Origin of the sequence: Porifericola rhodea, assembly GCF_030506305.1 — a bacterium.
GTDB classification, from domain to species: domain Bacteria; phylum Bacteroidota; class Bacteroidia; order Cytophagales; family Cyclobacteriaceae; genus Catalinimonas; species Catalinimonas rhodea.
In genome coordinates this window covers 2019568-2042023 of record NZ_CP119421.1, presented here as the reverse complement: position 1 = coordinate 2042023, position 22456 = coordinate 2019568, and the positions used below count along the sequence as shown (strand labels likewise).

Below are 22456 nucleotides of genomic sequence, written 5' to 3'. Positions count from 1 at the left end.
CGAAATATTTAGGTGGATTTAACAATTGCAACAAAAGTAAATTCTATTAAGAAAAAATACTACAGAATCAATATTACTTTTATAATATTTTATTCCTGTATTAATACTATTGAAAAATTTAAAAAAGCGGAAGAACTGATTTTCACCTCTTCGCGTTACAAAAATACCGCCATTACGGAGACTTACATAATTTTTCCAACTTTCATTTGATCAAACAAAATCAATCCGTATTTTTGCGGTCTTTATTCGGAATTAAAAAAATCTTAGTTTATGATTACAGTAAACGTTAAAGAAAACGAGTCAATAGAAAAAGCGCTAAAACGCTTCAAAAAGAAATTTGAGAAAACTGGTACGCTTAAAGAAGTACGTTCTAGAACTCATTATGAGAAGCCTTCTGTACAGAGAAGAACTGAAAGACTTAAGGCTGCTTACAGACAAAAGATGAGATCTCAAGAAAATATATAGGCTTTTATTGCCTAATTTTTTAATCTTTTTTTATTATAGTGATCAATGGTAATCACTATAGACTTTTATGATCGATTCTTTCATTAAGTTTCTCACTTATGAGAAGCGAATGAGCTCACATACCATAAGTTCCTACAGCAATGATCTGTTTCAGTTTAATTCATTTCTGAAACATCATGCTCCGGGGACATCCATTACGCATGCAACTCATCTGGACATACGAGCCTGGATTGTAGATCTTTCAGGAAAAAACAACAAGGCTCGCTCCATAAACAGAAAGATCAGTACGCTTCGTTCTTTCTACAAATTCCTTCAACACCGAAAGCATATTAAGCTTAACCCTACGCACAAGGTTAAAGCTTTAAAAGCATCGTACCCTTTACCCCATTTTGTACAAAAGGATGAAATCTTTAACCTACTGGACGAGCATGCCTTCAGTAGGGATTTCCCTGGTTTTCGTGATCGTTTAATCCTGGAGCTACTGTATGGCACAGGTATTCGTCTTTCTGAGATGATCAACCTGCAAACTGCCAATATATCTCATGCAGATGGTACTATAAAAGTTGAAGGAAAGCGCCAGAAAGAGCGTGTAATTCCCTGCCATAAAAGTTTATTAAAACTAATCTCTAACTATCGGGAGACCAAGTCCGTTTATTTCAAAGATAATCAGGCTGTTGAGCATTATCTGTTAGTAACGAACAGTGGTGACCCATGCTATCCCATGATGGTATATCGTACAGTACGCAAATATTTAGACCAATATGCGCATGCTGACAAGAGAAGCCCACATGTGATGAGGCATACTTTTGCAACCCATTTACTGGATAATGGGGCAGACCTCAACGCGATTAAGGATTTACTTGGGCATGCTTCTTTAGCTGCGACCCAGGTATATACACACAATTCTATGGAGAAGCTAAAGTCAGTATTTGATCAGGCTCATCCTAAGGCTTAGTTAATTTTTTAAATTTAAAATCTATGAAATTACAAACGCATTCCGTCCACTTCGACGCAGATCAGAAGCTTATTGACTTCATTCAAAAAAAAGCTAATAAGCTGGAGACTTTTTATGACAGGATTATTGATGGAGAAGTCTTTCTAAAACTGGAAAACGGAGGAGCTACAGATAATAAGATCGTAGAGATCAAACTAAATATTCCGCGCAACCAGCTATTTGTAAAAGAACAGGAAAGTTCATTTGAGGCTGCCACTGATAAAGCAATAAATGCGCTAAAAAAACAATTGCAAAAACATAAAGAAAAAGTCTCTTCTCATTAAGAGAATTCTCAAAACAAAAAAAGGGATGTAGCTCTATGCTACATCCCTTTTATATTTATAACATCTGTCTTCTAAGATAGACCAAAAGCAGATTTTACTTTATCTACATAGTCCAGTTTTTCCCATCCAAAGAAGTCTACTTCTTTCTTCTCTTTTTTTACATAAGTCTCTCTTACGTCTCCATTGTCCTTAACTTCGGTATGCTGAACTTCTACAGTCCCTTTGTAAGACTCTCTTCCCATATGACCATAAGCAGCAGTATTAGAAAAGATAGGGTTTTTCAGGCCAAAGCGTTCTACAATAGCTTTAGGGCGCATGTCAAATATTTCTTTAGTACACTTAGCAATTTCAGCATCGCTCATATCTACATTCGCCTTACCGTAGGTATCCACATTTAGTGATACTGGCTCTGCCACTCCAATAGCATAAGCTACCTGAACGAGTACTTCATCAGAGACACCAGCAGCCACAAGATTTTTGGCAATATGGCGTGCGGCATAAGCTGCACTACGGTCTACTTTGCTAGAATCTTTTCCAGAAAAAGCTCCACCACCATGTGCTCCTCTACCCCCATAGGTATCTACAATAATCTTTCTCCCGGTAAGCCCCGCATCTCCATGAGGACCACCAATTACAAAATTACCGGTAGGGTTGATATGGTAGATTGTATCCTGCAGCATCTCTTCAGGAATTACCTTTCTAACAACATGCTCAATTACGTCTTTGCGTATGCGAGCCAGCATTTTCTCCTGAGCTACAGCCTTGGCTTCTTTACTGTCGTTTTCAGGAAGTACGAACTCATCGTGTTGAGTAGATACTACAACCGTGTGTACTCTTATTGGAGTTTTGTCTTCACTGTACTCTATCGTTACCTGCGCCTTGGCATCTGGCCTCAGGTAGTTTATAAGCTCAGGCTGCTCTTTACGGATACGGGCCAACTCCTGAACCAGACGGTGCGAGTAGGCCAATGCCATAGGCATGTATTCAGGGGTCTCTTTAGTAGCATAGCCAAACATCATGCCTTGGTCTCCGGCTCCCTGTTCTTTAGCATCGCCTTCATCTACGCCCTGAGCAATGTCTGGTGACTGGCTGTGTAGCGTTACCATTACACCACAAGAATCTGACTCAAACATGTAGTTATCTTTGTTGTAACCAATCTTACGAATGGTTTCTCGCACTACATCCGGAATCTCAACATAAGCATTTGTGGTTACTTCTCCTCCTACCACTACTAAACCTGTAGTAACGAAAGTTTCACAAGCTACCCTTGAGTTAGGATCCTGAGAAAGCATAGCATCCAAAATAGCATCAGAGATCTGATCAGCAACTTTATCGGGATGACCTTCAGAAACAGATTCTGAGGTAAATAGATAAGACATAAATTAAAGATTTATATTGACTACAACTGTTACAAATTTATGTATTTCGGCTTAATCTGAAACCTTATACGTTAATATTATGACTTTAGGCATTCATCAAAAAAACTGTAGGAACCTTGTGTAAATCGGGCTTGCTTCTCTTCCAGTCTGAAACGCTCTGTGTTTTGATAAACTCCTCCGCACCGGTAATTCCTTTCGCTATACAAAGCTTTGTAGAAGGCCGGCAATTACTCAGAACGGCATCCAGCAGCTTATTGTTTCGATAAGGCGTTTCCATAAAAATCTGAGTCTGCGCTTGCTCTTGAGCTTGCTTTTCTAGTTTTTTTATTGCTTTTGCCCTCTCTGTTTTATCTATAGGCAGATAACCATGAAAAGCAAAAGACTGTCCATTGAAACCAGAAGCCATAAGTGCCAGCAAAAACGAAGAAGGTCCTACTAAAGGAACTACTTGTATGCCGTGCTCATGCGCATAGCTTACTGCCATAGAACCCGGATCAGCCACTCCCGGACAACCTGCTTCTGACATAACCCCTACGCTTTTACCTTCCATTACCGGACCGAAAAGCCTTTTTATATCTTCAGCATTTGTCCGCTTGTTTAATTCTTCAAAATGCAGGTCGCTTATACTTTTTTCTACTCCTAGCGCACTCAAAAATCTGCGTGCCGTACGAACGTTTTCTACCAAAAAATAGTCAAGAATGTTAGCAGTAGCTTTTACAGAAGTTGGTAAACAATCATCTTGCGTATCGTTAGCTATAATGATTGGTATTAAATAGACTTTACCTGCTTGACCTTTTTTACTCATAGTTTATGCAAAATGACTTAAGCCAGATAGGAAAAATTTTAATTATTATGGGCTTGCTCACTGTAGGCCTGGGTGTAGCTCTTTACTTCTCAGACCGCTTTCCTTCAATCGGGCGCTTACCCGGAGACATTACTATCAAAAAGAAAAACTTCACTATTTACTTTCCACTGGCTACCAGTATTCTTTTAAGTATTGTAATTTCTCTAATTCTGTACCTGATAAAAAAATTCAGTTGATTTTACAGAAAAGATAAAACCTCTTCTAATAAGCGTTTGGGCTGTTCAGCATGAACCCAATGTCCGGCATCCTCAATAGTAACAATTTTTGCTGAAGGGAAAATTTTGTGAATCAGGTCCTCATCCCCCTTTTTAATGTAATTACTTTTAGCTCCACTGATAAAGAGTACGTCTTTTTCTATTGCTTTAGAGTCATCAACAGCCTTGCCTATATTTTCTATTTTGTCGCGAATGACAGGTAGGTTAAGCTTCCAGGCAAAACCTTTATTATCATCACTTCGCTTCAAATTTTTAAGCAAAAACTGTCTAACTCCAGGCTCTGCTATTATAGGTTTAATCTCCTCTTCAGCTTCTTTACGACTACTAATTTCGTCTATTTTAACTGCGGAAAGCGCTTCAAGTATTTGTTGATGATGTACCGGATAAGCTTTGGGAGCTATATCTACCACTATAAGCTTGTCAAACTCTTCTGGGTACTGGGTAGCATAGAACATCGCTACTTTGCCTCCCATAGAATGGCCCAAAATAATAGGGTTTTCTAGCTGCTGCTTTTGAATTAAGTGATGTAAATCTTCAGCCATTGCCTCATACGAAAACTCCTCGCTATGAGGAGAAGCCCCATGATTGCGTTGATCTACCAAGTATACCTGATACTTTTCGGCCAATTGCTTGCCTAGCGTCTGGAGGTTATCAGAAGTACCAAATACACCATGCAAAATAACCATAGGTTGTCCTTCACCCATGCTTCTAAAATGCAGTTCCATGCTTTAAAAAAATTTAAGGGCAGCAGGTGCCCGTTTTGTTGTAAAAATATGGTTTTGTAAAATCAGTCTAACTTCTGTTGATGGAAGTATCAATACTGTTCTTCTGTGTGGCAGCAGCTTCTTTTTTAAATACACGTATTCTTTTAATACGTTTATTGTCTACTGCTACCACCGTAAAAACATAAGTATCGTAGTAAATCTTCTCTCCGGCACGAGGTAGTTTAGAATGAATTTCCAGTAACAGTCCACCTAAAGACTCACTCTCACCTTTAACACTCTCAAACAAAGAGCTGTCCTCATCTACTATTTTACAAAAATCGTTGAGCGATGTACGCCCTTCAAAAACGTAGGTATTATCATCCAGTTTATTGTAACGTACATCATTATCGTCAAACTCATCATTAATTTCGCCGACAATCTCCTCAATAATATCTTCTAAGGTAATCAGGCCAGAAGTTCCACCGTACTCATCTACTACAATAGCCATGTGCACGCGTTTCTCCTGAAACTCTTTAAGAAGAGTATCTATTTTTTTGCTCTCTGGCACAAAGAAGCCTTTGTGTAATAGCTTTTGCCACTCAAAATTTTCTTCATGATCCAAGTAGGGCAACAAATCTTTTACATATAGTACTCCCTCTATATTGTCTATAGTTTCCTTATAGATAGGTATACGAGAATAACCGCATTTATTAATTTTATCCATAAGGTCATGAAAATCCATCTCTACATCAAAAGCCGTGATATCCAGACGAGAACGCATCACCTGCTTTACAGACAGAGTTCCAAAGTTGACAATACCTTTGAGGATTCCTTTTTCTTCTGCGGTAGTAGACTCATGATTGGTAGTAAGCTCAAGAGCCTGGTTTAGTTCATCTACTGAAACGTTATAGCCTTTCTTCTCCAGTCTTTTTTCTACTACGCTACTCAGCGACATAAGCAAAGTAGCAAATGGGCTCAACATAGAACTGGCAAAGTTTAAGATGGCACTGGTGCTACGGGCAAATGACTGAGAATGATGAATAGCGTACTGCTTAGGCAATATTTCGCCAAAAAACAGTATTGTAATGGTAATGATAGCTGTGAGCGCAACGATGAGCGAGCCTTCTGTACTCTTTCCAAAGTATTGCCAGGTGGCATACGTGGAGAGAGTAACTATAGCTACATTAACCAAATTGTTAAGAATAAGAATAGTAGCCAACAGATTTTTAGGCTTATCCAGCAGTCTGACAATGTTCTGATCAGTACTCTTAGCACTATTTCTGCACTCATCTACTTCATCCGCAGAGAGGGAGAAAAACGCTACCTCAGACCCGGAGATCATGGCTGAGCAAAATAGTAGCAGTACAATAATTATGGCTACACTAATATAGAATAGACCAAAAGAAGAAAATACGTCCGTGAATATGTATAAGAGCGTTTCCGGGTACGGATCGTCTAAAGATACTTCCAATGTAATAGTTTTTGATTAAACACTAAAAGGGTAAGTCATCAGTATCTTGCTGCGACATGCCCTGTTGAGGAGAGGGATCCTGAGCTCTTTGCGATTGATATGAAGGTGGCTGAGAGTCTCCCCCTTGTGAGTAGTTATTGTCTGCAGAGCCTGAATCTTCATTTCTCCCACCCACAAAAGTCATATTGGTTGCTCGTATGCGCTTATCGTAACGAGTATTGCCATCTTTATCCTGGTAGGTGTTGGTTCTGATTTTTCCTTCAATATATACTGTATTGCCTTTGGCAAGGTATTTCTCACAAAGCTCAGCCAGTTTATCCCATAGCTCTACTCTGTGCCACTCGGTCTGCTCCATACGCTGCCCGTTTTTCATGTAGCTTTCAGAGGTTGCAATACTGATGTTAGCTACCATTGAGCCGCTTTCCAGGTGTCTTACTTCAGGGTCGGCACCCAAATTTCCTAATAGGATCACTTTATTTACTCCTGCCATTCAATTATTATATTTAAAAAAATTCGTGTAATACAATTTAACTAAAATATCACTTCACTCAAATAGTTATCAACTAAAATAGGTTTGGGCAAACTTAACACTTCTTCCTGACTATAAGGTGATAAGTCTTTGTTGGTAAACAAAGAATTTGCCAACTTATGTTCACCTATGTCCAGGGTAAAAAAACGTATCCACAACTGCTGATGTGTCAGTTGATGTTTGTACAAGGCAGACATATCTACCGTAGGGGTGGCAGACTTTAGTACTTGTTGCACTAGAGGATCATTCAGGTTTTGTATGTCTCCTATATCGGCAGAGCTTTCTACCAGATAAAAATCGTACAGTCCCTTCCAGATATCGTTAGCCTTTCTTTCTCGCATGAAGAAGCCTTGCTGAGAACGAAATATGATGTAAGAAAAAAAGCGTTTTTTCATCTTTACTTTCTTAATCTTGACAGGGAGCTTTGATTGTTCGTTGTGCTGATAAGCATAACAAATACTATTTATTGGGCACAACAGGCAGGCAGGGCTTTTGGGTGTGCACTGCAATGCTCCAAACTCCATAATTGCCTGATTGTACACCGCTGCCTTACCCTTAGGCACTAAAGTATCTGCCAATTCGCGAAATATTTTCTGCCCTTTTCCAGAAAGTATATCTTCTTTTACACCATACACCCGAGACAATACACGATAAACATTACCATCTACTACCGGTACGGTTTCATTATATGCAAATGAAGCTACAGCTGCAGCAGTATAAGCTCCTACTCCTTTTAGTTGTATCAATTCCTGATAAGATTTCGGAAACTTACCCCCAAGCTCATGAACGATGGTCTTGGCACAAAAATGCAGATTGCGGGCACGTGAGTAATAGCCTAATCCCTGCCACAGACGCAAAACTTCCTGCTCACGTGCATTTGCCAGGTCATATACCGTAGGGAAGGCTTCTACAAAACTATAGTAGTAAGGTAAGCCCTGTTTGACACGAGTTTGCTGTAGAATTACTTCTGAGAGCCATATTAAATAGGGGTCTTTAGTTTCTCTCCAGGGCAGCTGTCGCTGATGCTGATGATACCAGCTAATAATTTTTTCAGAAAAATAGTTAGGTTCCAATCTTAATAAAATATCCTTTTACATTTCATAAGTAACAGATTTACAGGCATGTAATCAGATTTTATTTCTTTTATTTTCTAATTTAGGTAGAAGCATTAACTTTACGCCCTGATAAAAATTGTTTGTAATTCCATTCATCATTTAAATCATTTAGGAACGTGACTAAAGCAGAAGTAGTTCAGCAAATTGCTGACAAAACAGGTATTGATAAAGCAGATGTATACACTACCATTGAAGCTTTTTTTAGCGTAGTCAAAAACTCCATGTCTAGTGGTGAGAATATCTATATTAGAGGTTTTGGAAGTTTTGTCAACAAAAAAAGAGCCCGCAAAGTAGGTAGAAATATTTCAAAAAACACTGCTATTATCATAGACGAACACTACGTTCCCAGTTTTAAGCCCGCCAAAGTATTTCAGGAGAAGGTAAAAAATAGCGAAAAGCTTAAAGAATTAGAGACTAATTAAACTTTAGCGTACGCCCTGGCGTTCTCCAAGCATTAATTTCCAGATTTATTAAGACTCATGCTGAAAAAACAGCTAATATTAAGTGCCGTAGCAGTAGCTGCGGTACTTCTGTTATTTATGCTACCTAAAGTCGTCGTAGATAACGAAAACGAAGACATGCAGCAAACCGCAGAAGGTGAAAACGCCGCTGTGTCAGATGGAGAACACACCTCAGACCTCCCGGAAGATGTACAGGCGGAACTAACTAAGCTTAGAGAAGCTTATAGGAATAGCAAAAATTCAGAAAATTTTACTAATTTTGCGAATTCCTTGATAGAAGGCTTTATATCTGCTAATCAGTACGATAGCGCAGCCTTTTATGCGGAAGAAGTTGCAGAACTAGAAGGCACGACTGCAAACCAGAGAAGAGCTGCAGATTTATATTATGAAGCTTTTACATTTGCGATGAGTGCCGAAAAAACTGCCAGAATGGGAGAGAAGGCTCGCAGTTATTACCAAAAAGTAAGAGAGCAGGATCCTTCTGATCTGGATGCTAAAGCTAAAATGGCCATGACTTATGTTTCTTCTTCTAACCCGATGCAGGGCATTCAGATGCTCAGAGAGGTACTAGAAGAGGATTCTAACAACAGCTTAGCTATTTATAACCTTGGCCTTTTATCTATGCAGTCTCAACAATACGATAAGGCTGTAGATAGATTTGAGAAACTAGTTACGCTAGAACCAGAGCACCTACAGGCTCAATTCTTACTGGGAGTAAGCTATTTTGAAGCTGGTGACAAGGCAAAAGCGAAAGAACAGTTTCTGAAAGTAAAGAAAATGGATAACGACCCATCTGTACAGGCTAGTATAGATGAGTATTTAAATCAACTATAATCAGGTAAGTCTACATTAAACAGGCTACCACTTTAAAATATTTGTTTCATTTAAAATATTATAATTATGCCTTGCGGAAAGAAAAGAAAAAGACATAAGATCGCTACGCACAAAAGAAAAAAGCGTCTTAGAAAGAACAGACACAAGAAAAAATAATATGTTACCGAATAGCCCATCTTCTGCCTTAAAGTTTTTTTGCGGAGGATGGGTTCTTTGTAGTTATTATTAGTATAAAGTCGCAATTATGCTACCCATAGTTTGGTAGCTTTTTGTATTTATTTTATCACTATTAAACGAGAATCCGTTGAGTAATGAATTAATTATCAATTCAACTCAAGAAGGATGTCGTATAGCCCTTTTGAAAGAGAGAAGCCTGGTGGAATTTCACCACGAGGTTGATGCTAATAAATTTACTGTTGGTGACATATACCTTGGGTCCGTAAGAAAGGTGGTGCCCGGACTGAATGCAGCTTTTATCGACGTAGGTTACGAGAAGGACGCATTCCTGCACTATCTTGATCTGGGGCCTCAGATTAAGACATTAAACAAGTTCACCAAGAACACTTTTAATAATAAATATAATACGCATCTGTTAGGCAAAATTAAAAACGAGCCTGACATTAATAAGCTTGGTAAAATCAACCAGGTTCTTAACAAAAACCAGTCGGTACTGGTACAAATTGTTAAAGAACCTATCTCTACAAAAGGACCTCGATTATCCTGCGAGTTGTCTATCGCTGGTAGATATCTAATACTGGTACCTTTCTCTAATGTGGTCAATATCTCCAAAAAGATCACTAATAAAAATGAAAGAAAGAGGCTAATGCGTTTGATATCATCTATCAAACCTGAAGGCTTTGGTATCATTATCAGAACAGTGGCCGAAGGCAAAGAAGTAGCAGAACTGGACAAAGATCTGCGAAACCTGATAAACGTGTGGGCAGAAGGCGTTAAAAAGCTTAAATCTGCTAAACCACGCGACAAAATTATTGGAGAAATGAGCCGGGCCTCATCGCTACTACGCGATATGTTGAACGAATCGTTTGACAGTATAGTCACTGATGATCCTGATATTTATGAGGAGGTAAAAGCTTACATTAAGACTATTGCCCCCGCTAAAGAAAAGATTGTTAAGCACTATTCTGGCAAAACAAAGCTCTTTGAAAATTTTGGTATAGAAAAGCAGCTAAAATCGCTGTTTGGTCAGTCTGTGAGTATTCCGGGAGGAGGCTATCTTATTATTGAGCATACAGAAGCCCTCCATGTAATTGATGTAAATAGCGGGAACAAATCCAATTCTGAAAAGGATCAGGAGACAACTGCTTTAAACGTAAACTTACAGGCCGCAACCGAAATTGCCCGTCAGCTACGCCTAAGAGATATGGGCGGCATCATTGTTATTGATTTCATTGATATGCGTAAGCCTGAAAACAAAAAGGCGGTATACGATAAGATGAAAGAAGAGATGAAGCTGGACAGGGCAAAAAACACGGTGCTTCCTCTTACAAAATTCGGTCTGATGCAAATCACCCGCCAAAGGGTTAGACCGGAATTGAACATTATTACCAAAGAGATTTGCCCTACTTGTGGCGGCACAGGAAAAGTAGCACCTACCTTATTGGTATCTGATAAGATAGAAAAAAATCTAGAGTACGTGCTACTCAAGCAAAATGAGCCAAACTTAACAATTGCGCTTCATCCTTTTTTACATGCTTTCTTTACCAAAGGGATCATCTCTCGTAGGGTAAAGTGGTTTTTTAAGTATAAGCGCTGGGTAAAACTGGAGGTAGACTCATCTTTAGGCTTGGTAGATTACCGCTTTCACAACAAAGCAGGGGAGCAAATAGAACTCTCCTAGCCAAAAAATTTACTAAACCCGACAAATATGTCGGGTTTTTCATTTCTAGGGTTTTAGTATTCTAAATACATTGTTAATCAGGATTACTAAAAGAGTAACCCCCACAGCTAATACATACTGGTGCAGCGCTACACAAATACCAAGGCCCGAGGAGAATAAGATTGTAGCGGAAGTTGTAAGGAATGACACATCATTTTCATTTCTACTTTTTAGAATAGTACCTGCCCCAATGAAGCTAATCCCTATTATTATTGCCTGAATAATTCTGATAGGGTCTACATCAAGCATTTCCTGAAATTCGGGCTTATATTCTCTTATTGAAACTCCAGCCAATGCCACCAATAAGGCCGAGGAGCCTCCTACGATCATATGTGTGCGAAAGCCTGCGGGTTTATGATGTACTTCTCTTTCGTAACCTACTGCTCCTGCCAAAAGGCAAGCGATAAAAACATCCAACAATACCCAGAGCTGCTGAGTAGTGTTATGGAAAAGGTCCATAAGCTTAAAAAATTTAGGTTCAAAAAAACATCTACTCTACTAAGTATGAGCTCAGCCAACAACACATGAGCCACACATATTCGCCTTTACTTGAGCTTATCCATATCTCTTATCAGTATTTTTCTGCGGTCAAAGTTAATGATATTCTTTTCCTTTAAGTCGTTAAGGATAGTCGTAACGGTTTGTCGCGAAGTACCTGTTAAGCTAGCAATATCCTGATGTTTAAGATGATTCTTGATCATAGTTTCAAAGCCTACTTTTTTACCTCTTTCTTCTGCCAGGTCTTTTAAAAACTCTACGATTCGGGTACGTGCATCTTTAGATATTAGTAGCTCAATTCTTCTTTCCAGTTTTCGCATACGAAAGCCCATCATCTTAAATATTTTGAAACTTAGCTCCTGATCGTCAGCCATCAGCTGTTTCATATCATCCACAGTAAGAGGGCAAATTACTGTGTCAGGATCCATAGCCTGAGCAAAATCATTTCTGTTTTTCTCATCAGTAAGTGCCAATTCACCAAAAACCTCGCCTGTAGTGAGAATAGTTTTTACAATTTCTTTACCATCATCTGAGTAGGTACCAATTTTAACACGTCCTTGTTTTACGAGGTATACGTTATCTGAGGGGTCCCCTACAAAATAAACAAATGAACCTTTGTCAAAATCTTTTTCTCTTTGTGAAAGCTCATGCTCCATCTTTCGCACCTTAGGCATGCAAAAGAGGCTAGAAATATTTTTGTCTTCAAAGTACCAAAGCCCTTGTGTATCCATAAAAAGAGAATATTGCTACGCAGTAAAATTTAGTTAATTTATCTTCTTTTATAAACAGTAACTCTTTATTTAACGGAGAGCTGTCAATCTGTTTGTGTTTTAACCAAAATAATATGAATGCCCATATTGAAGGAGAGCGTAGCTATGGCCCGGATACTGTGCTGCTTCATCATGCAGATGACCTTACTGCCCGTACTCAATGGCAGAAGAAGGGATACCATATTGCGCCTTTTCTACAGCCCCATGAATGGGAAAAATTTTACCAAGGGGTTTGCCTACTTTTCAAAAGCTTTTTTTTAAAAGCAAAAGTTTCGGTTAGGGATAAGCTTGAGCTGGATAAATATCATCTCTATATAGGCAATAACTACAGCTTACACCTGGCCATAGTAGAGCAGGCAAAGCTTTTGGCCGTAAGCCAACTACCCATAAGGGTGGAAACTATAGAGAAGCGTGTTTCTGAGCTATGTCAGGTACAGGTGCAGGCTTTTAATCCCTTTGATCAGGCACGTGTTTTTCACTTCAGAATTATCCGTCCACAAAGCAACGATAATAATCCTTTGCATAGAGATGTATGGTTGGAGGATTATAAGGACTGTATTAACATTTATGTACCTATTTTTGGAAGCAATAGCCTCTCATCTCTCACTTTGGTGCCTGGAAGCCACTTATGGAGCGAGGCCGATATAGAAAGGACTAAAAAAGGGGCTAAAGTTGATGGAGTACAATTTAATGTGCCAGGTCTTACAGGTAGTAAAACTCCACTCGATATTGTACGTCCGAATCCTAACCTGAACGAAGTGCTTGTTTTTTCACCTTACCTGCTACATGGTGGGGCAAGCAATCTTAATACGGATATTACGCGTATTTCTCTGGAAATGAGATTTTGGCGAAAACCTTAACTTATAAACCTGAGGTACAAATCTCTTAACCAGCTTAAATTTAGGCCTGAGCGGGTCAATAGCAAAAGAAAACGATATGCCCAATCTATATGATCTATGTCTTTTAACAATGTAAAAAACAGAAGTGCCTCTGCCTGATTGTTTGAAAAAACAGCCTGCCGTATTTCAAACTTAACGCGCTGGGTGAGTGCAGCGTCTTCCTCCGGACTTTTATTCAATACTTTTATCTTCTGGCACACCAGATAGGTAGAATGTAACTGTCGGTCTCCTTTTTTGTACCAAGCCTTTGACATAGAGCCAGCGGATTTCCTTACCAGTGTAGTACAGTGGTTGAGATAAGCGTATTTGTATTTTCGGGAAGATCTGATCCAAAAGTCATAGTCTTCATATGCAAGCCGCTCATCATATCCACCCAAATCTTGCAGTACTCTTTGCCTGTACATCATGCTAGGAGAAGGAATAAAGTAGAGAGCAATCAATTTAGCGTAGATATCCCCCTGAGGGATTGGGCGTACATGTTTGTATTTGTCCTGAAAATGCAGGTATTGCGCCTCACCACTTTCATTAATATACTGTACCTCAGAAAATACTACTCCATAGTCCTCGGGAAGAGACTGGAATAACTCCAGTTGTAAACTAACCCGATCCGGAAGAAGTACATCATCAGTAGCTAAGTCTATTATAAATTCACCATTAGCAAGTTTCCAGCCTCGGTTAAAAGCAGCACAATTGCCTATATTTTGTTCCAGAAAAATTGTGTGTAACGGATAAGGACAGGGGTTTTGCTCTATATACTCACGAATTTTCTTTACACTTTGATCTTGACTTCCATCATCTACTATAACTACTTCAATGTTATCGTAATTCTGAGCCCATACAGAGGCAAGAGTAGCATGAACAAAAAGCTCATGATTATAACAGAGACAAATAATAGATACCAGTGGCTTACTCATAAGTTTAGCTGATATGAGTATTTATGTGAGGCTTCAGCTCCCAAGTGTGCTTTAAATTGTTGAAGGCTTTCTGTTTGAGAAGTACCCAGGTCTAAAATATTTAAATTATGATTTTGGCAGTATTGGTAGAGTTGACTTACCAAATATACAACAGGACTCCAGCTTTTGTATTCTTGTAAAGAATCATGGTAGAAATCATAAAGCACCTTTGAATTTACTACTACAACTAATGAAGCTGCGATTAATTCATTGTTATAATATAATCCGAACAACCTGTAGCAACCGCTTAATACCTTGGTATTTTGTTGCATTTGCTCAAATGAAAGAGAAAGCACCCATCCTTTCTGTTGTCTACAATGTTGTAAAAAACTATAGTAAACGTGCAACTTGTCTATAGACTCCTCTATGAAGTTTAATCTCTTATCAATACATTTCCTTAAACGTTTTCGCTCCATCTTATGCATTTTTTGAGGCAGAGGTTGCTCATCTATATTGATATGATGATTAACTTTCTTGTCTATCACTTGAGCTCCCTGCTGCATTAGTAGTTGGTGCACACTTACGTCAGAGGACTGCCGGTAAGCGGGAATGCAGTCATTGATCTGAAGATAGTTTAAATCCAGGCTTTTCAAGTGATTAATAACAAAGCTGATAAAAGCTAGCATTTCTTCTTCTGTAAAATCTTCATCAAACTCTAAAGAGCCAAATGGACTGGCAGGAATGCTAATAGCTACATCATCCTTCTGAAAAAAATAGACCTGAGCTACATCATATTCACCATTACGGGCAGCAAATCTATAGGGGGTACCATACTCTTTTGCTTTCAATCCTAAGTAAGCAGGTGAATTATAAAGAAAGCTATTCACACTAGAAAATCCATTTTTAATTATCTGCTCGTATGTAAAGGTTAGTTTTCTCATTTGTGCAAATATAAGTAAGTCAGCTAACCTTAACTTACGCTACAGTATTTCGTTACATACTAGTATTTTCTAAATAAGAAGTATGCAAAGAATAGTTTTAACACTTGCCTTATATATATTTTTTAGCTTTTCCACTTTTGCCCAGAAGAACATTCTGGATGATAAAGAGCTACTACCCTTAATTAAACAGAGCTTGTCATATATCTATAATACTGATGTGGTACAAGCTAATCAGGTTAACCAAAAAATTGAGCAGAAAATACCTGACCACCCTGCCTATTTTCTATTAAAAGCGCTCACCATACGAGCAGCAAATACACCGGTAACACACCATACCCCAGAGTTTGAAGATTTGAAAAACTACCTGCAAAAAACATATGCTGAAGCAGAAAAGATTTTAGATAAAGACGATATGCATCCTGAAGCTAATTTCTTTGCCATGGCCTCGCTTGGTTTACTAGCCATGTATGAAAACGATGAGGGTAACCATCTTAAAGCCGTGGGGCTGGCGCAGGAGGCATATACTAATCTCAAAAATGGCTTTGAACTTAAAGAAGAGTACCCAGAGTTTTACTTTTCTACTGGCTTATATAACTATTATAGAATAAAGTATCCCGAACTACACCCGGTATATCGCCCGTTCATGCTGTTTTTCAGGAGTGGCGATAAGCAATTAGGCTTAGAACAGCTAAAGAAAGCTCACCAAGAGTCGATTTTTATGGGACCAGAATCAGCAGATTACCTTACCCATATCTATTTACGTTATGAAAACCGCCCTAAAGAAGCTTTACAATATGCCCAGTCTTTAGCTGCCCAGTACCCTGATAACCTTTACTTCATCACTAATTACTTAGATGTAGCTATCTCTGCTAAGCAGTATTACCAGTTGGATCAACAGCTCCAAAAATTGCTAAACAGTAAGCGTGAGTATTATCAAATGACTGGCAACTTGTTTAAGGCCTTGCTACTGGAGAAGAAAGAGCAGGATTTTAGTGCAGCAAAAATTGCTTATAGAGCAAGCCTGGCACTAGCAAAAAACATGGACAACGAAGAAGCTGAAAACTATACCAGCTATGCATATGCAGGCCTTGCACGAATAGCTAACCAGGAAAAAGATTATGACCAAGCACGGGCTATGTACAAAAAAGCGTTGGACAATGCGCATTATCCACCTATGCAGGCAGAAGCTAAAGCCTACCTTGACAAACACTAATTATTTGCCAAAGCAGAATCTTCTATTGTTTTACCTTGAGCAAATTGCTTTTTGCCCTCATCCAGGAAATCAATAAAATTCTGCACGCTTAGGTCATAAGCTTTAGGCTGTTTAAGTAGCTCTCCCTTGTCATTTAACAACACATAATACGGCTGTGCATTGTTGTTGAAGCGTGAAATCTGGAAGTCTGCATTTTGCTTGCCAATCGTTTTCTTTACTTTACCGTCGTAATCAGAAGTGTACCATTCAGACTCAGGTAGCTCAGTCTTTTCATCAACATATAATGCTACTACTATATAGTCTTCTTTCAGGCGTTTAAGCACTTGAGGATCTGACCAGACTCTTGCTTCCATTTCACGGCAGTTTACACAGCCATGCCCGGTAAAATCTACAAAAACAGGTTTGTTCTGCGCTTCGGCACAGGCTAGTGCCTGTTCGTAGTCAAAATAACCCTGAATACCATGCGGAAAGTGTAACATGTCAGCATATTTGGGTTTTTCACATAGACCTTCTTCACTCTCAGCTAATGCAACTCCTGTGGTAGCCCCCAGTTGCTGACCTGTTAGATATGGCATGTTAAAATCGTGGGTATGCATAGGAGGGAGGTAACCTGCCATGGCTTTTAAAGGAGCTCCAAACATTCCAGGTATAAGGTATACTACAAATGAAAAGGTGACAATAGCCAGAATGAGCCTTAACACACTAATTGATTCCAGGGGGCTGTCATGCGGTAAACGAAGTTTCCCGAGAAGATAAAAGCCCATTAGGGTAAAAATTACAATCCACAATGCGAGATAAACTTCTCTGTCTAGTATGTTCCAATGATATACCTGGTCGGCAATGCTTAAAAATTTAAGCGCCAGCGCCAACTCTAAAAACCCTAATACTACCTTTACAGAATTAAGCCATCCACCTGATTTGGGCAAGCTATTAAGCCATTGCGGAAAGGCCGCAAAAAGCCCGAAAGGAATAGCAAATGCCAGTGAGAAACCCAGCATACCTACAACAGGCTTAACAAATTCTCCTCCGGCAGATTCAACCAGTATACTTCCAACAATAGGTCCTGTGCAAGAGAATGATACCAGTACCAGCGTAAATGCCATAAAGAAAATACCGTAGTACCCTCCTTTATCAGCCTGACGATCTACATTGTTTACTACTGAGCTAGGAAGGGTAATCTCAAATAAACCAAAAAACGATAAGGCAAATATGACAAAAACAGCAAAGAAAAATAGATTAGGTAACCAATGTGTACTGAGCCAGTTAGCGAAAGCCGGTCCAAATATTACCGATACCAGTGTGCCTATGAGCGTATAGATTACAATAATAGAGATACCATAAATTACAGCTTTACTAATTGCCTGGCTTTTAGAACCACCGCCGGTAAAAAAAGAAACAGTCATCGGAATCATAGGAAAGACACAGGGTGTAAGCAAAGCTGCCAGGCCTGCTAAAAAGGCTACAAAAAAGAAAGTTAATAATGTATAAGGAGTGTTAGACGCCCTCACATTTATGTCGGTGGTAGGTACCGGCTGGCTTATCTTCGCCTCATTATTTGTTTCTGCTTTGGTCTCATTGGCTTGGTTCTCTGTAATTTCAGTAGATTCTTCTGCTAATTTTTTTTCATTTGCCGTTTGTTCTTCATTTGGGGAATCCTCATCCTCAGAAACCGAAGAGGAAGCATCTGCCTGATCTGCCACAGTAATGTCAAGCTTAAATTCTCCATCATCAGGAATGCACTGCCCCGTTATATCACTGCATGTCTGGTAGTTGTAATCTCCACTAATCTCTTTTAGACTTGCTTTCTTTACCTTGATAGTTTGTCGGAACTCTGCCTTTTTAGTAAAGTAAGTGTAATTACCTTCAAAAATATCGTCGTATTTCTCTTTAGCACCTATCGGTCTTACTTCTCCTACCAACTCATAAGCTTCGTTAGGGTTGAAATTGATTTCAGTTACCATTGGCCCTAGCTCAGGGTCAAAATCGTTGGAATAGAGGTACCAGTCTTCTATAATATCTGCGTATAGTATTACTTCTACTTCTTCACCTACCTTTACTGTACCTTTAGATAGCTCTACCGACCATGTAGCAGGTTTCAGCACTTGTGCCTGCACAGCCATACCTGTAAGAAAAAGAAATAAGCAGACGGGAAGGAAAAATTTATAGGCTCGCATATTTTGCATCATTCTGAAATTAAGAATTCAGTGAGGCAGCCTTTTGTACTTGCTACCCCTGACCTACACAAAACGATTAGCTAGAAAATAAAGTTGCCCTCAGTGCACTTTAGCTCAGTGTAGGTAAACTATGCGACAAAATAACGAAGATATTATGTAATAATGAATAATGTAAGAGGGAAGCACTAAGCAAACACTTCTTCAGCCTCTTCTATCTTTCTATGGTGGCGAGGTCCACTGTCGTCAGGAAGAGAAACACCAGGAGGAAGGTCAAGGTCCGGGGTAGGAGTAATAGATACTCCTCCATCATCGTCGTCATCATCATCGTCTCGGAAGCGAAAGTTGCGCTTCTTCATGAGTACGACCATGAAGTAGACCATGATAACGTAAGCGGCACCACAAAGTAACATGTCAATCATACTACTCTCCTCTTCTCAGTGAATTGTAAATTAAATGTATAAAAAAAACGCCTAAAATGCTTATTAGTTTAGAAAAATGTGATTTTAACCTTTCTCTTTGGTAAAAGAAGAAATGCAGGCTAAATAGCTAAACTCCTGTTATATAAGGTAAGACTATTTTCAGAATTTGTAAAGCCTTCAGAAGCAATTCTTAAGTATAATAAATATACGGCTTTCACTGTCAATTTGTTGGCAAGTTTTCATTTGCTAAGGATTAGGAGTTTAGATTTATCAGGCCAAATTTGATCTAGAAGGATGTGCATGCATATTTGAAAGACCGCATATTTAATAATGTTAGGAGCGAACTGTAGTACTATAAGTAGAGTTAAAAAGTATGACTGTTACTAACCTGAGGCAGCAGGCTAAGGTAAAAGCTGCCAAATACTGCGCTTACCAAGAACGAACCCAGCAGGAAGTTAGAGACAAACTATATCAGTATGGTTTGTACAGCGATGCTGTAGAAGAAGTGCTTAGCGAGCTAATTACTGAAAACTTTATTAACGAGGAGCGTTATGCACAGGCCTTTTGCCGAGGTAAGTTTAACCAGAATAAATGGGGGCGTGTAAAAATTGAGATGATGCTTCGCCAGAAAGGCCTCTCCAATTATTGTATACGCTCTGGACTCAATGAGATTTCGGAAGAGGATTACGTAGCGCAGCTACATAGCTTATTAGAAAAAAAATGGAACTCGCTGGAAGGAGAAGATGATTATAACCGCAAGCAAAAAACTGTAAGGTTTTTAATAGGCAAAGGCTACGAAGCAGACCTGATCTGGAGCTTTTTTAAGGGCTAAAGCTCCAGTTTTACTAACTCTTTACCTTTGAGAACAGGTATCACCTCATATTCATCTAGTTTTAGGCAGAACGTTACATCCCTATCTCCATTGAGATGCTGCAAACGTTGCACATGAGATGAGTTTTGCAAAAACCTTTTTAAGTTATGCTTAGCAGAGTGGTATAGGGAAATAGCTGCCAGGGTACTGTCGCAAGCCTGTGTAAATTTGGCAGTAAGCTGCTCTGCCAAAGCTCCGGCAAAGAGCGTATCTTCCAGATTTACAAATCCCTTCCACCCAGCACATACTATTAAAATGTTGTGCTCCTGCTCATTGAGATATGAGGCAAGCGTACTTAAGTTTAAGAAAGAACCTATAAGCAGCTGTCTGGCACCTTCTGACAGGCTGATTGCCCGAGTACCATTCGTTGTTGTCACTGCTATTTTTTTTCCTACAATATCGGCAGATTGGTACTCATAGGGAGAATTTCCAAAGTTAAAGCTGTCTATCTTTTCTCCCCCTCTCTCTCCGGCAGTCAGGTAGCCTTCTTTGCCTAATGCTTCGCAGGCTTGTACCTCTGCTACAGGTCTGATTGCAGCTACCCCATGGGCTAGGGCTGTAGTCATACAGGAGGTAGCTCTTAAAATATCTACAACTACTACGGCTTTATCCTGCACTTCATATAAGTGCATAAGATCCGGGCTAAGACATATATCTATACTCTTCATGAAAATTAGTGCGTAAAGAAAGGGCTCATTAGCTAATAAATTTTAACATCACAAGCCCTCGTGTTTGCTACTAAATAAAGGGTGGTTTAACAACCTGCGCTTTAATCCTGCGATTGCGGACACCAATAAAAATTTCAGTTTCTGTTTTGGCATAGGGCTTAGCTACGTAACCCATACCTATACCTCTCTTAAGTACCGGAGACTGTGTACCTGAAGTTACATGGCCAATAACTTCATCCTCGGCATTAAATATTTCATAATCTTTACGAGGGATGCCTTTGTCTACCATCAATAGACCAACTAACTTCTGCTTACCGCCGCTTTCTTTTTGCTTTTGTAAATGCTCCGAGTTAGTAAATACTTTGTTGAATTTGGTTACCCAGCTCAGCCCCGCTTCTATTGGACATGAGGAATCATCTATGTCGTTGCCGTATAGGCAAAAGCCCATTTCCAGACGGAGGGTATCTCGTGCTGCCAGGCCAATGGGCTTAATACCCTCTTCTTTGCCTGCTTCAAAAAGGGTCTCCCAAAGCTTAAGAGCATCAGTATTTTTTACATACAATTCTACACCACCTGCTCCTGTATACCCCGTAGCAGAAATAATAACATCTTCCACATTACCAACTTTGCCTTGCTGAAAGGTATAGAACTTCATACCCTCAACATCTACGTCTGTTATATTCTTGATAACTGCCATAGCTTTAGGCCCCTGAACCGCAAAAAGAGAAACCTGATCAGAGGCATTCTCCATTTCTACCCCCTCGGTATTGTACTTTGTTATCCAGTTCCAGTCTTTCTCAATATTGGCAGCATTAACTACCAGCATATACTCCTCTTCGCTCAGGCGATATACAATAAGGTCATCTACAATACCTCCTGTTTCGTTGGGCAGGTAACAATACATGGCCTTACCATCGTACAGTTTGCTGGCATCATTACTGGTTACTTTTTGTACCAACTCAAAAGCTTTGGGTCCTCTTAGGTAGAATTCACCCATATGAGAAACATCAAATACGCCTACGCCTTCTCTTACTGTCATGTGTTCTTCTATATCGGAGCTATAACGAAGTGGCATCTCATAGCCCGCAAAGGGAACCATCTTAGCCCCTAGCGCTACGTGCTTATCGTATAGTGCGGTTTTTTTCATGTTATCTAGGTTTGGGTTAATGTACTGGCGGGCAAAGTTACGAGAAAAATAAATCTTTGCATGCAGGATTCAGTACATACTACAGGCTAGTAATACTCTTGAGAAAAGGGCTTTGTTACACCAATTTAAAACTTTTTCGGTGCCAGGGAGTAGCTCCGTGCTTGGCTATAGCAGCCCGGTGAGCTACAGTAGGATAGCCCACATTGGTTTGCCAGCCATAATGCGGATGGGTAAGGGCCAGCTCATGCATAAGCTCATCTCTGTGCGTTTTTGCCAGTACCGAGGCCGCCGCAATAGAAAAATACTTACTATCTCCTTTGACAATACACTCATGCGGAACAAAGGGGTAAGGTGTAAACCGGTTACCATCTATCAGCAAAAGTTCGGGCTGTACTTTAAGCTGTTCAACAGCTTTATGCATTGCCAGAAAAGAAGCGTTCAATATATTAACCTTGTCTATTGTCTGGTTATCTACTTCTGCAATAGCGTACGCTAAAGCCTGCGCTTTAATTTCTTCTTTTAGTACGTTACGCTGGCTCAGACTTAATAATTTAGAATCGGTAAGGAGAGGGTGGGTAAAGTTTTTAGGTAAAATTACTGCTGCTGCTACCACAGGCCCGGCCAGGCAACCCCTACCGGCTTCATCGCAACCGGCTTCTATCAAATCTGGCGTATAATATGCTTTTAACAACTGGCTCATATTTTGTAAGCCAATATTACACAGCTTAGATTGCTTTGCAAAGTTTGCCT

Annotated in this window: 24 protein-coding genes and 1 pseudogene; 10 read left to right on the top strand and 15 right to left on the bottom strand. The window is 39.5% G+C overall.

The annotated features are described in order from the left end of the window. Window positions 1-270 precede the first annotated feature (270 nt). From rpsU to hpf, 3 genes are all read left to right on the top strand, one after another. The gene (gene rpsU / locus PZB74_RS08380) at window positions 271-465 is read left to right on the top strand and encodes a 30S ribosomal protein S21 (protein WP_302242093.1); all 195 of its coding nucleotides are present in this window, start codon (window positions 271-273) and stop codon (window positions 463-465) included. Between the two features lie 67 nt (window positions 466-532). Continuing rightward, window positions 533-1420, top strand: a complete 888-nt coding sequence (locus tag PZB74_RS08375; protein WP_302242092.1) for a phage lytic cycle repressor MrpR family protein — start codon at window positions 533-535, stop codon at window positions 1418-1420. Window positions 1421-1443: 23 nt separating this feature from the next. Then, complete coding sequence (hpf, locus tag PZB74_RS08370; RefSeq protein ID WP_302242091.1) at window positions 1444-1743, top strand: ribosome hibernation-promoting factor, HPF/YfiA family; 300 nt, start codon at window positions 1444-1446, stop codon at window positions 1741-1743. A gap of 71 nt (window positions 1744-1814) precedes the next feature. On the opposite strand, the gene metK is transcribed toward hpf, so the two are convergent. After that, window positions 1815-3122 (bottom strand): methionine adenosyltransferase, encoded by a 1308-nt coding sequence (gene metK / locus PZB74_RS08365; protein WP_302242090.1) that lies wholly within the window; start codon window positions 3120-3122, stop codon window positions 1815-1817. A gap of 85 nt (window positions 3123-3207) precedes the next feature. Beyond that, window positions 3208-3927 carry an SAM-dependent methyltransferase gene (locus PZB74_RS08360; RefSeq protein WP_302242089.1) on the bottom strand — a complete coding sequence of 240 codons (720 nt, stop codon included), beginning with the start codon at window positions 3925-3927 and terminating at the stop codon, window positions 3208-3210. A gap of 5 nt (window positions 3928-3932) precedes the next feature. Here PZB74_RS08360 and PZB74_RS08355 point away from each other — a divergent pair, with 5 nt between their 5' ends. Then, window positions 3933-4163: a DUF2905 domain-containing protein gene (locus tag PZB74_RS08355; protein ID WP_302242087.1), complete on the top strand. Its 231-nt coding sequence runs from the start codon at window positions 3933-3935 to the stop codon at window positions 4161-4163. 2 nt (window positions 4164-4165) lie between these two features. On the opposite strand, the gene PZB74_RS08350 is transcribed toward PZB74_RS08355, so the two are convergent. The 4 genes from PZB74_RS08350 to mutY form a co-directional block, all read right to left on the bottom strand. After that, window positions 4166-4927 carry an alpha/beta fold hydrolase gene (locus PZB74_RS08350; RefSeq protein WP_302242086.1) on the bottom strand — a complete coding sequence of 254 codons (762 nt, stop codon included), beginning with the start codon at window positions 4925-4927 and terminating at the stop codon, window positions 4166-4168. A 67-nt stretch (window positions 4928-4994) separates the two neighbouring features. Then, a complete protein-coding gene (gene gldE, locus PZB74_RS08345; RefSeq protein ID WP_436837125.1) occupies window positions 4995-6377 on the bottom strand; it encodes a gliding motility-associated protein GldE in 1383 nt (460 codons plus the stop codon). 22 nt (window positions 6378-6399) lie between these two features. Continuing rightward, window positions 6400-6867, bottom strand: coding sequence for a single-stranded DNA-binding protein (locus PZB74_RS08340; protein ID WP_302242084.1), 468 nt, complete (start codon window positions 6865-6867; stop codon window positions 6400-6402). A 41-nt stretch (window positions 6868-6908) separates the two neighbouring features. Then, a complete protein-coding gene (gene mutY / locus PZB74_RS08335) occupies window positions 6909-7979 on the bottom strand; it encodes an A/G-specific adenine glycosylase (RefSeq protein WP_302242082.1) in 1071 nt (356 codons plus the stop codon). A gap of 143 nt (window positions 7980-8122) precedes the next feature. Between mutY and PZB74_RS08330 the strand changes: the two are divergent. From PZB74_RS08330 to PZB74_RS08320, 3 genes and pseudogenes are all read left to right on the top strand, one after another. Further along, window positions 8123-8443: pseudogene (locus PZB74_RS08330) on the top strand (HU family DNA-binding protein); the annotation flags it as partial. A gap of 57 nt (window positions 8444-8500) precedes the next feature. Then, on the top strand, window positions 8501-9316 hold the full coding sequence (locus PZB74_RS08325) for a tetratricopeptide repeat protein (protein WP_302242079.1): 816 nt from the start codon (window positions 8501-8503) through the stop codon (window positions 9314-9316). A gap of 304 nt (window positions 9317-9620) precedes the next feature. Then, on the top strand, window positions 9621-11174 hold the full coding sequence (locus PZB74_RS08320) for an Rne/Rng family ribonuclease (protein WP_302242078.1): 1554 nt from the start codon (window positions 9621-9623) through the stop codon (window positions 11172-11174). Between the two features lie 45 nt (window positions 11175-11219). On the opposite strand, the gene PZB74_RS08315 is transcribed toward PZB74_RS08320, so the two are convergent. Then, window positions 11220-11672 (bottom strand): MgtC/SapB family protein, encoded by a 453-nt coding sequence (locus PZB74_RS08315; RefSeq protein ID WP_302242077.1) that lies wholly within the window; start codon window positions 11670-11672, stop codon window positions 11220-11222. Between the two features lie 86 nt (window positions 11673-11758). Beyond that, the gene (locus PZB74_RS08310) at window positions 11759-12442 is read right to left on the bottom strand and encodes a Crp/Fnr family transcriptional regulator (protein WP_302242076.1); all 684 of its coding nucleotides are present in this window, start codon (window positions 12440-12442) and stop codon (window positions 11759-11761) included. A 113-nt stretch (window positions 12443-12555) separates the two neighbouring features. Here PZB74_RS08310 and PZB74_RS08305 point away from each other — a divergent pair, with 113 nt between their 5' ends. Beyond that, window positions 12556-13341 (top strand): phytanoyl-CoA dioxygenase family protein, encoded by a 786-nt coding sequence (locus PZB74_RS08305; protein ID WP_302242074.1) that lies wholly within the window; start codon window positions 12556-12558, stop codon window positions 13339-13341. On the opposite strand, the gene PZB74_RS08300 is transcribed toward PZB74_RS08305, so the two are convergent. Together PZB74_RS08300 and PZB74_RS08295 are read right to left on the bottom strand one after the other, a co-directional pair. Further along, window positions 13338-14294, bottom strand: coding sequence for a glycosyltransferase (locus tag PZB74_RS08300; protein WP_302242072.1), 957 nt, complete (start codon window positions 14292-14294; stop codon window positions 13338-13340). The genes PZB74_RS08305 and PZB74_RS08300 overlap by 4 nt on opposite strands. Beyond that, the gene (locus tag PZB74_RS08295; protein ID WP_302242071.1) at window positions 14291-15214 is read right to left on the bottom strand and encodes a hypothetical protein; all 924 of its coding nucleotides are present in this window, start codon (window positions 15212-15214) and stop codon (window positions 14291-14293) included. The genes PZB74_RS08300 and PZB74_RS08295 overlap by 4 nt, the downstream gene beginning before the upstream one ends. A gap of 82 nt (window positions 15215-15296) precedes the next feature. Here PZB74_RS08295 and PZB74_RS08290 point away from each other — a divergent pair, with 82 nt between their 5' ends. Further along, a complete protein-coding gene (locus PZB74_RS08290; protein WP_302242069.1) occupies window positions 15297-16427 on the top strand; it encodes a hypothetical protein in 1131 nt (376 codons plus the stop codon). Here PZB74_RS08290 and PZB74_RS08285 read toward each other — a convergent pair. Both PZB74_RS08285 and PZB74_RS08280 read right to left on the bottom strand, forming a co-directional pair. Next, window positions 16424-18601: a protein-disulfide reductase DsbD family protein gene (locus tag PZB74_RS08285; protein WP_302242067.1), complete on the bottom strand. Its 2178-nt coding sequence runs from the start codon at window positions 18599-18601 to the stop codon at window positions 16424-16426. The genes PZB74_RS08290 and PZB74_RS08285 overlap by 4 nt on opposite strands. A 185-nt stretch (window positions 18602-18786) precedes the next feature. Next, window positions 18787-19020 carry a hypothetical protein gene (locus tag PZB74_RS08280; RefSeq protein WP_302242065.1) on the bottom strand — a complete coding sequence of 78 codons (234 nt, stop codon included), beginning with the start codon at window positions 19018-19020 and terminating at the stop codon, window positions 18787-18789. A 373-nt stretch (window positions 19021-19393) separates the two neighbouring features. Here PZB74_RS08280 and PZB74_RS08275 point away from each other — a divergent pair, with 373 nt between their 5' ends. Beyond that, on the top strand, window positions 19394-19852 hold the full coding sequence (locus tag PZB74_RS08275) for a regulatory protein RecX (protein WP_302242064.1): 459 nt from the start codon (window positions 19394-19396) through the stop codon (window positions 19850-19852). Here PZB74_RS08275 and PZB74_RS08270 read toward each other — a convergent pair. From PZB74_RS08270 to rnhB, 3 genes are all read right to left on the bottom strand, one after another. Then, window positions 19849-20559 (bottom strand): 2-phosphosulfolactate phosphatase, encoded by a 711-nt coding sequence (locus tag PZB74_RS08270; RefSeq protein WP_302242063.1) that lies wholly within the window; start codon window positions 20557-20559, stop codon window positions 19849-19851. The two genes, PZB74_RS08275 and PZB74_RS08270, sit on opposite strands and share 4 nt — an antisense overlap. A gap of 70 nt (window positions 20560-20629) precedes the next feature. Continuing rightward, window positions 20630-21706, bottom strand: coding sequence for a glycine cleavage system aminomethyltransferase GcvT (gene gcvT, locus PZB74_RS08265; protein WP_302242062.1), 1077 nt, complete (start codon window positions 21704-21706; stop codon window positions 20630-20632). Window positions 21707-21821: 115 nt separating this feature from the next. Beyond that, the gene (rnhB, locus tag PZB74_RS08260) at window positions 21822-22397 is read right to left on the bottom strand and encodes a ribonuclease HII (protein WP_302242773.1); all 576 of its coding nucleotides are present in this window, start codon (window positions 22395-22397) and stop codon (window positions 21822-21824) included. Between the last annotated feature and the right edge of the window lie 59 nt (window positions 22398-22456).

Excerpts from the sequence above, each read along its gene's own strand:
- PZB74_RS08275 (WP_302242064.1), top strand. The coding sequence starts at position 19,394 with ATGACTGTTACTAACCTGAGGCAGCAGGCTAAGGTAAAAGCTGCCAAA.
- PZB74_RS08350 (WP_302242086.1), bottom strand. The coding sequence starts at position 4,927 with ATGGAACTGCATTTTAGAAGCATGGGTGAAGGACAACCTATGGTTATT.
- PZB74_RS08270 (WP_302242063.1), bottom strand. The coding sequence starts at position 20,559 with ATGAAGAGTATAGATATATGTCTTAGCCCGGATCTTATGCACTTATAT.
- metK (WP_302242090.1), bottom strand. The coding sequence starts at position 3,122 with ATGTCTTATCTATTTACCTCAGAATCTGTTTCTGAAGGTCATCCCGAT.
- PZB74_RS08305 (WP_302242074.1), top strand. The coding sequence starts at position 12,556 with ATGAATGCCCATATTGAAGGAGAGCGTAGCTATGGCCCGGATACTGTG.
- PZB74_RS08310 (WP_302242076.1), bottom strand. The coding sequence starts at position 12,442 with ATGGATACACAAGGGCTTTGGTACTTTGAAGACAAAAATATTTCTAGC.
- rpsU (WP_302242093.1), top strand. The coding sequence starts at position 271 with ATGATTACAGTAAACGTTAAAGAAAACGAGTCAATAGAAAAAGCGCTA.
- PZB74_RS08295 (WP_302242071.1), bottom strand. The coding sequence starts at position 15,214 with ATGAGAAAACTAACCTTTACATACGAGCAGATAATTAAAAATGGATTT.
- PZB74_RS08355 (WP_302242087.1), top strand. The coding sequence starts at position 3,933 with ATGCAAAATGACTTAAGCCAGATAGGAAAAATTTTAATTATTATGGGC.
- PZB74_RS08360 (WP_302242089.1), bottom strand. The coding sequence starts at position 3,927 with ATGAGTAAAAAAGGTCAAGCAGGTAAAGTCTATTTAATACCAATCATT.
- PZB74_RS08315 (WP_302242077.1), bottom strand. The coding sequence starts at position 11,672 with ATGGACCTTTTCCATAACACTACTCAGCAGCTCTGGGTATTGTTGGAT.
- hpf (WP_302242091.1), top strand. The coding sequence starts at position 1,444 with ATGAAATTACAAACGCATTCCGTCCACTTCGACGCAGATCAGAAGCTT.
- PZB74_RS08340 (WP_302242084.1), bottom strand. The coding sequence starts at position 6,867 with ATGGCAGGAGTAAATAAAGTGATCCTATTAGGAAATTTGGGTGCCGAC.
- PZB74_RS08285 (WP_302242067.1), bottom strand. The coding sequence starts at position 18,601 with ATGCGAGCCTATAAATTTTTCCTTCCCGTCTGCTTATTTCTTTTTCTT.
- gcvT (WP_302242062.1), bottom strand. The coding sequence starts at position 21,706 with ATGAAAAAAACCGCACTATACGATAAGCACGTAGCGCTAGGGGCTAAG.
- PZB74_RS08325 (WP_302242079.1), top strand. The coding sequence starts at position 8,501 with ATGCTGAAAAAACAGCTAATATTAAGTGCCGTAGCAGTAGCTGCGGTA.
- PZB74_RS08300 (WP_302242072.1), bottom strand. The coding sequence starts at position 14,294 with ATGAGTAAGCCACTGGTATCTATTATTTGTCTCTGTTATAATCATGAG.
- PZB74_RS08280 (WP_302242065.1), bottom strand. The coding sequence starts at position 19,020 with ATGATTGACATGTTACTTTGTGGTGCCGCTTACGTTATCATGGTCTAC.
- PZB74_RS08290 (WP_302242069.1), top strand. The coding sequence starts at position 15,297 with ATGCAAAGAATAGTTTTAACACTTGCCTTATATATATTTTTTAGCTTT.
- PZB74_RS08375 (WP_302242092.1), top strand. The coding sequence starts at position 533 with ATGATCGATTCTTTCATTAAGTTTCTCACTTATGAGAAGCGAATGAGC.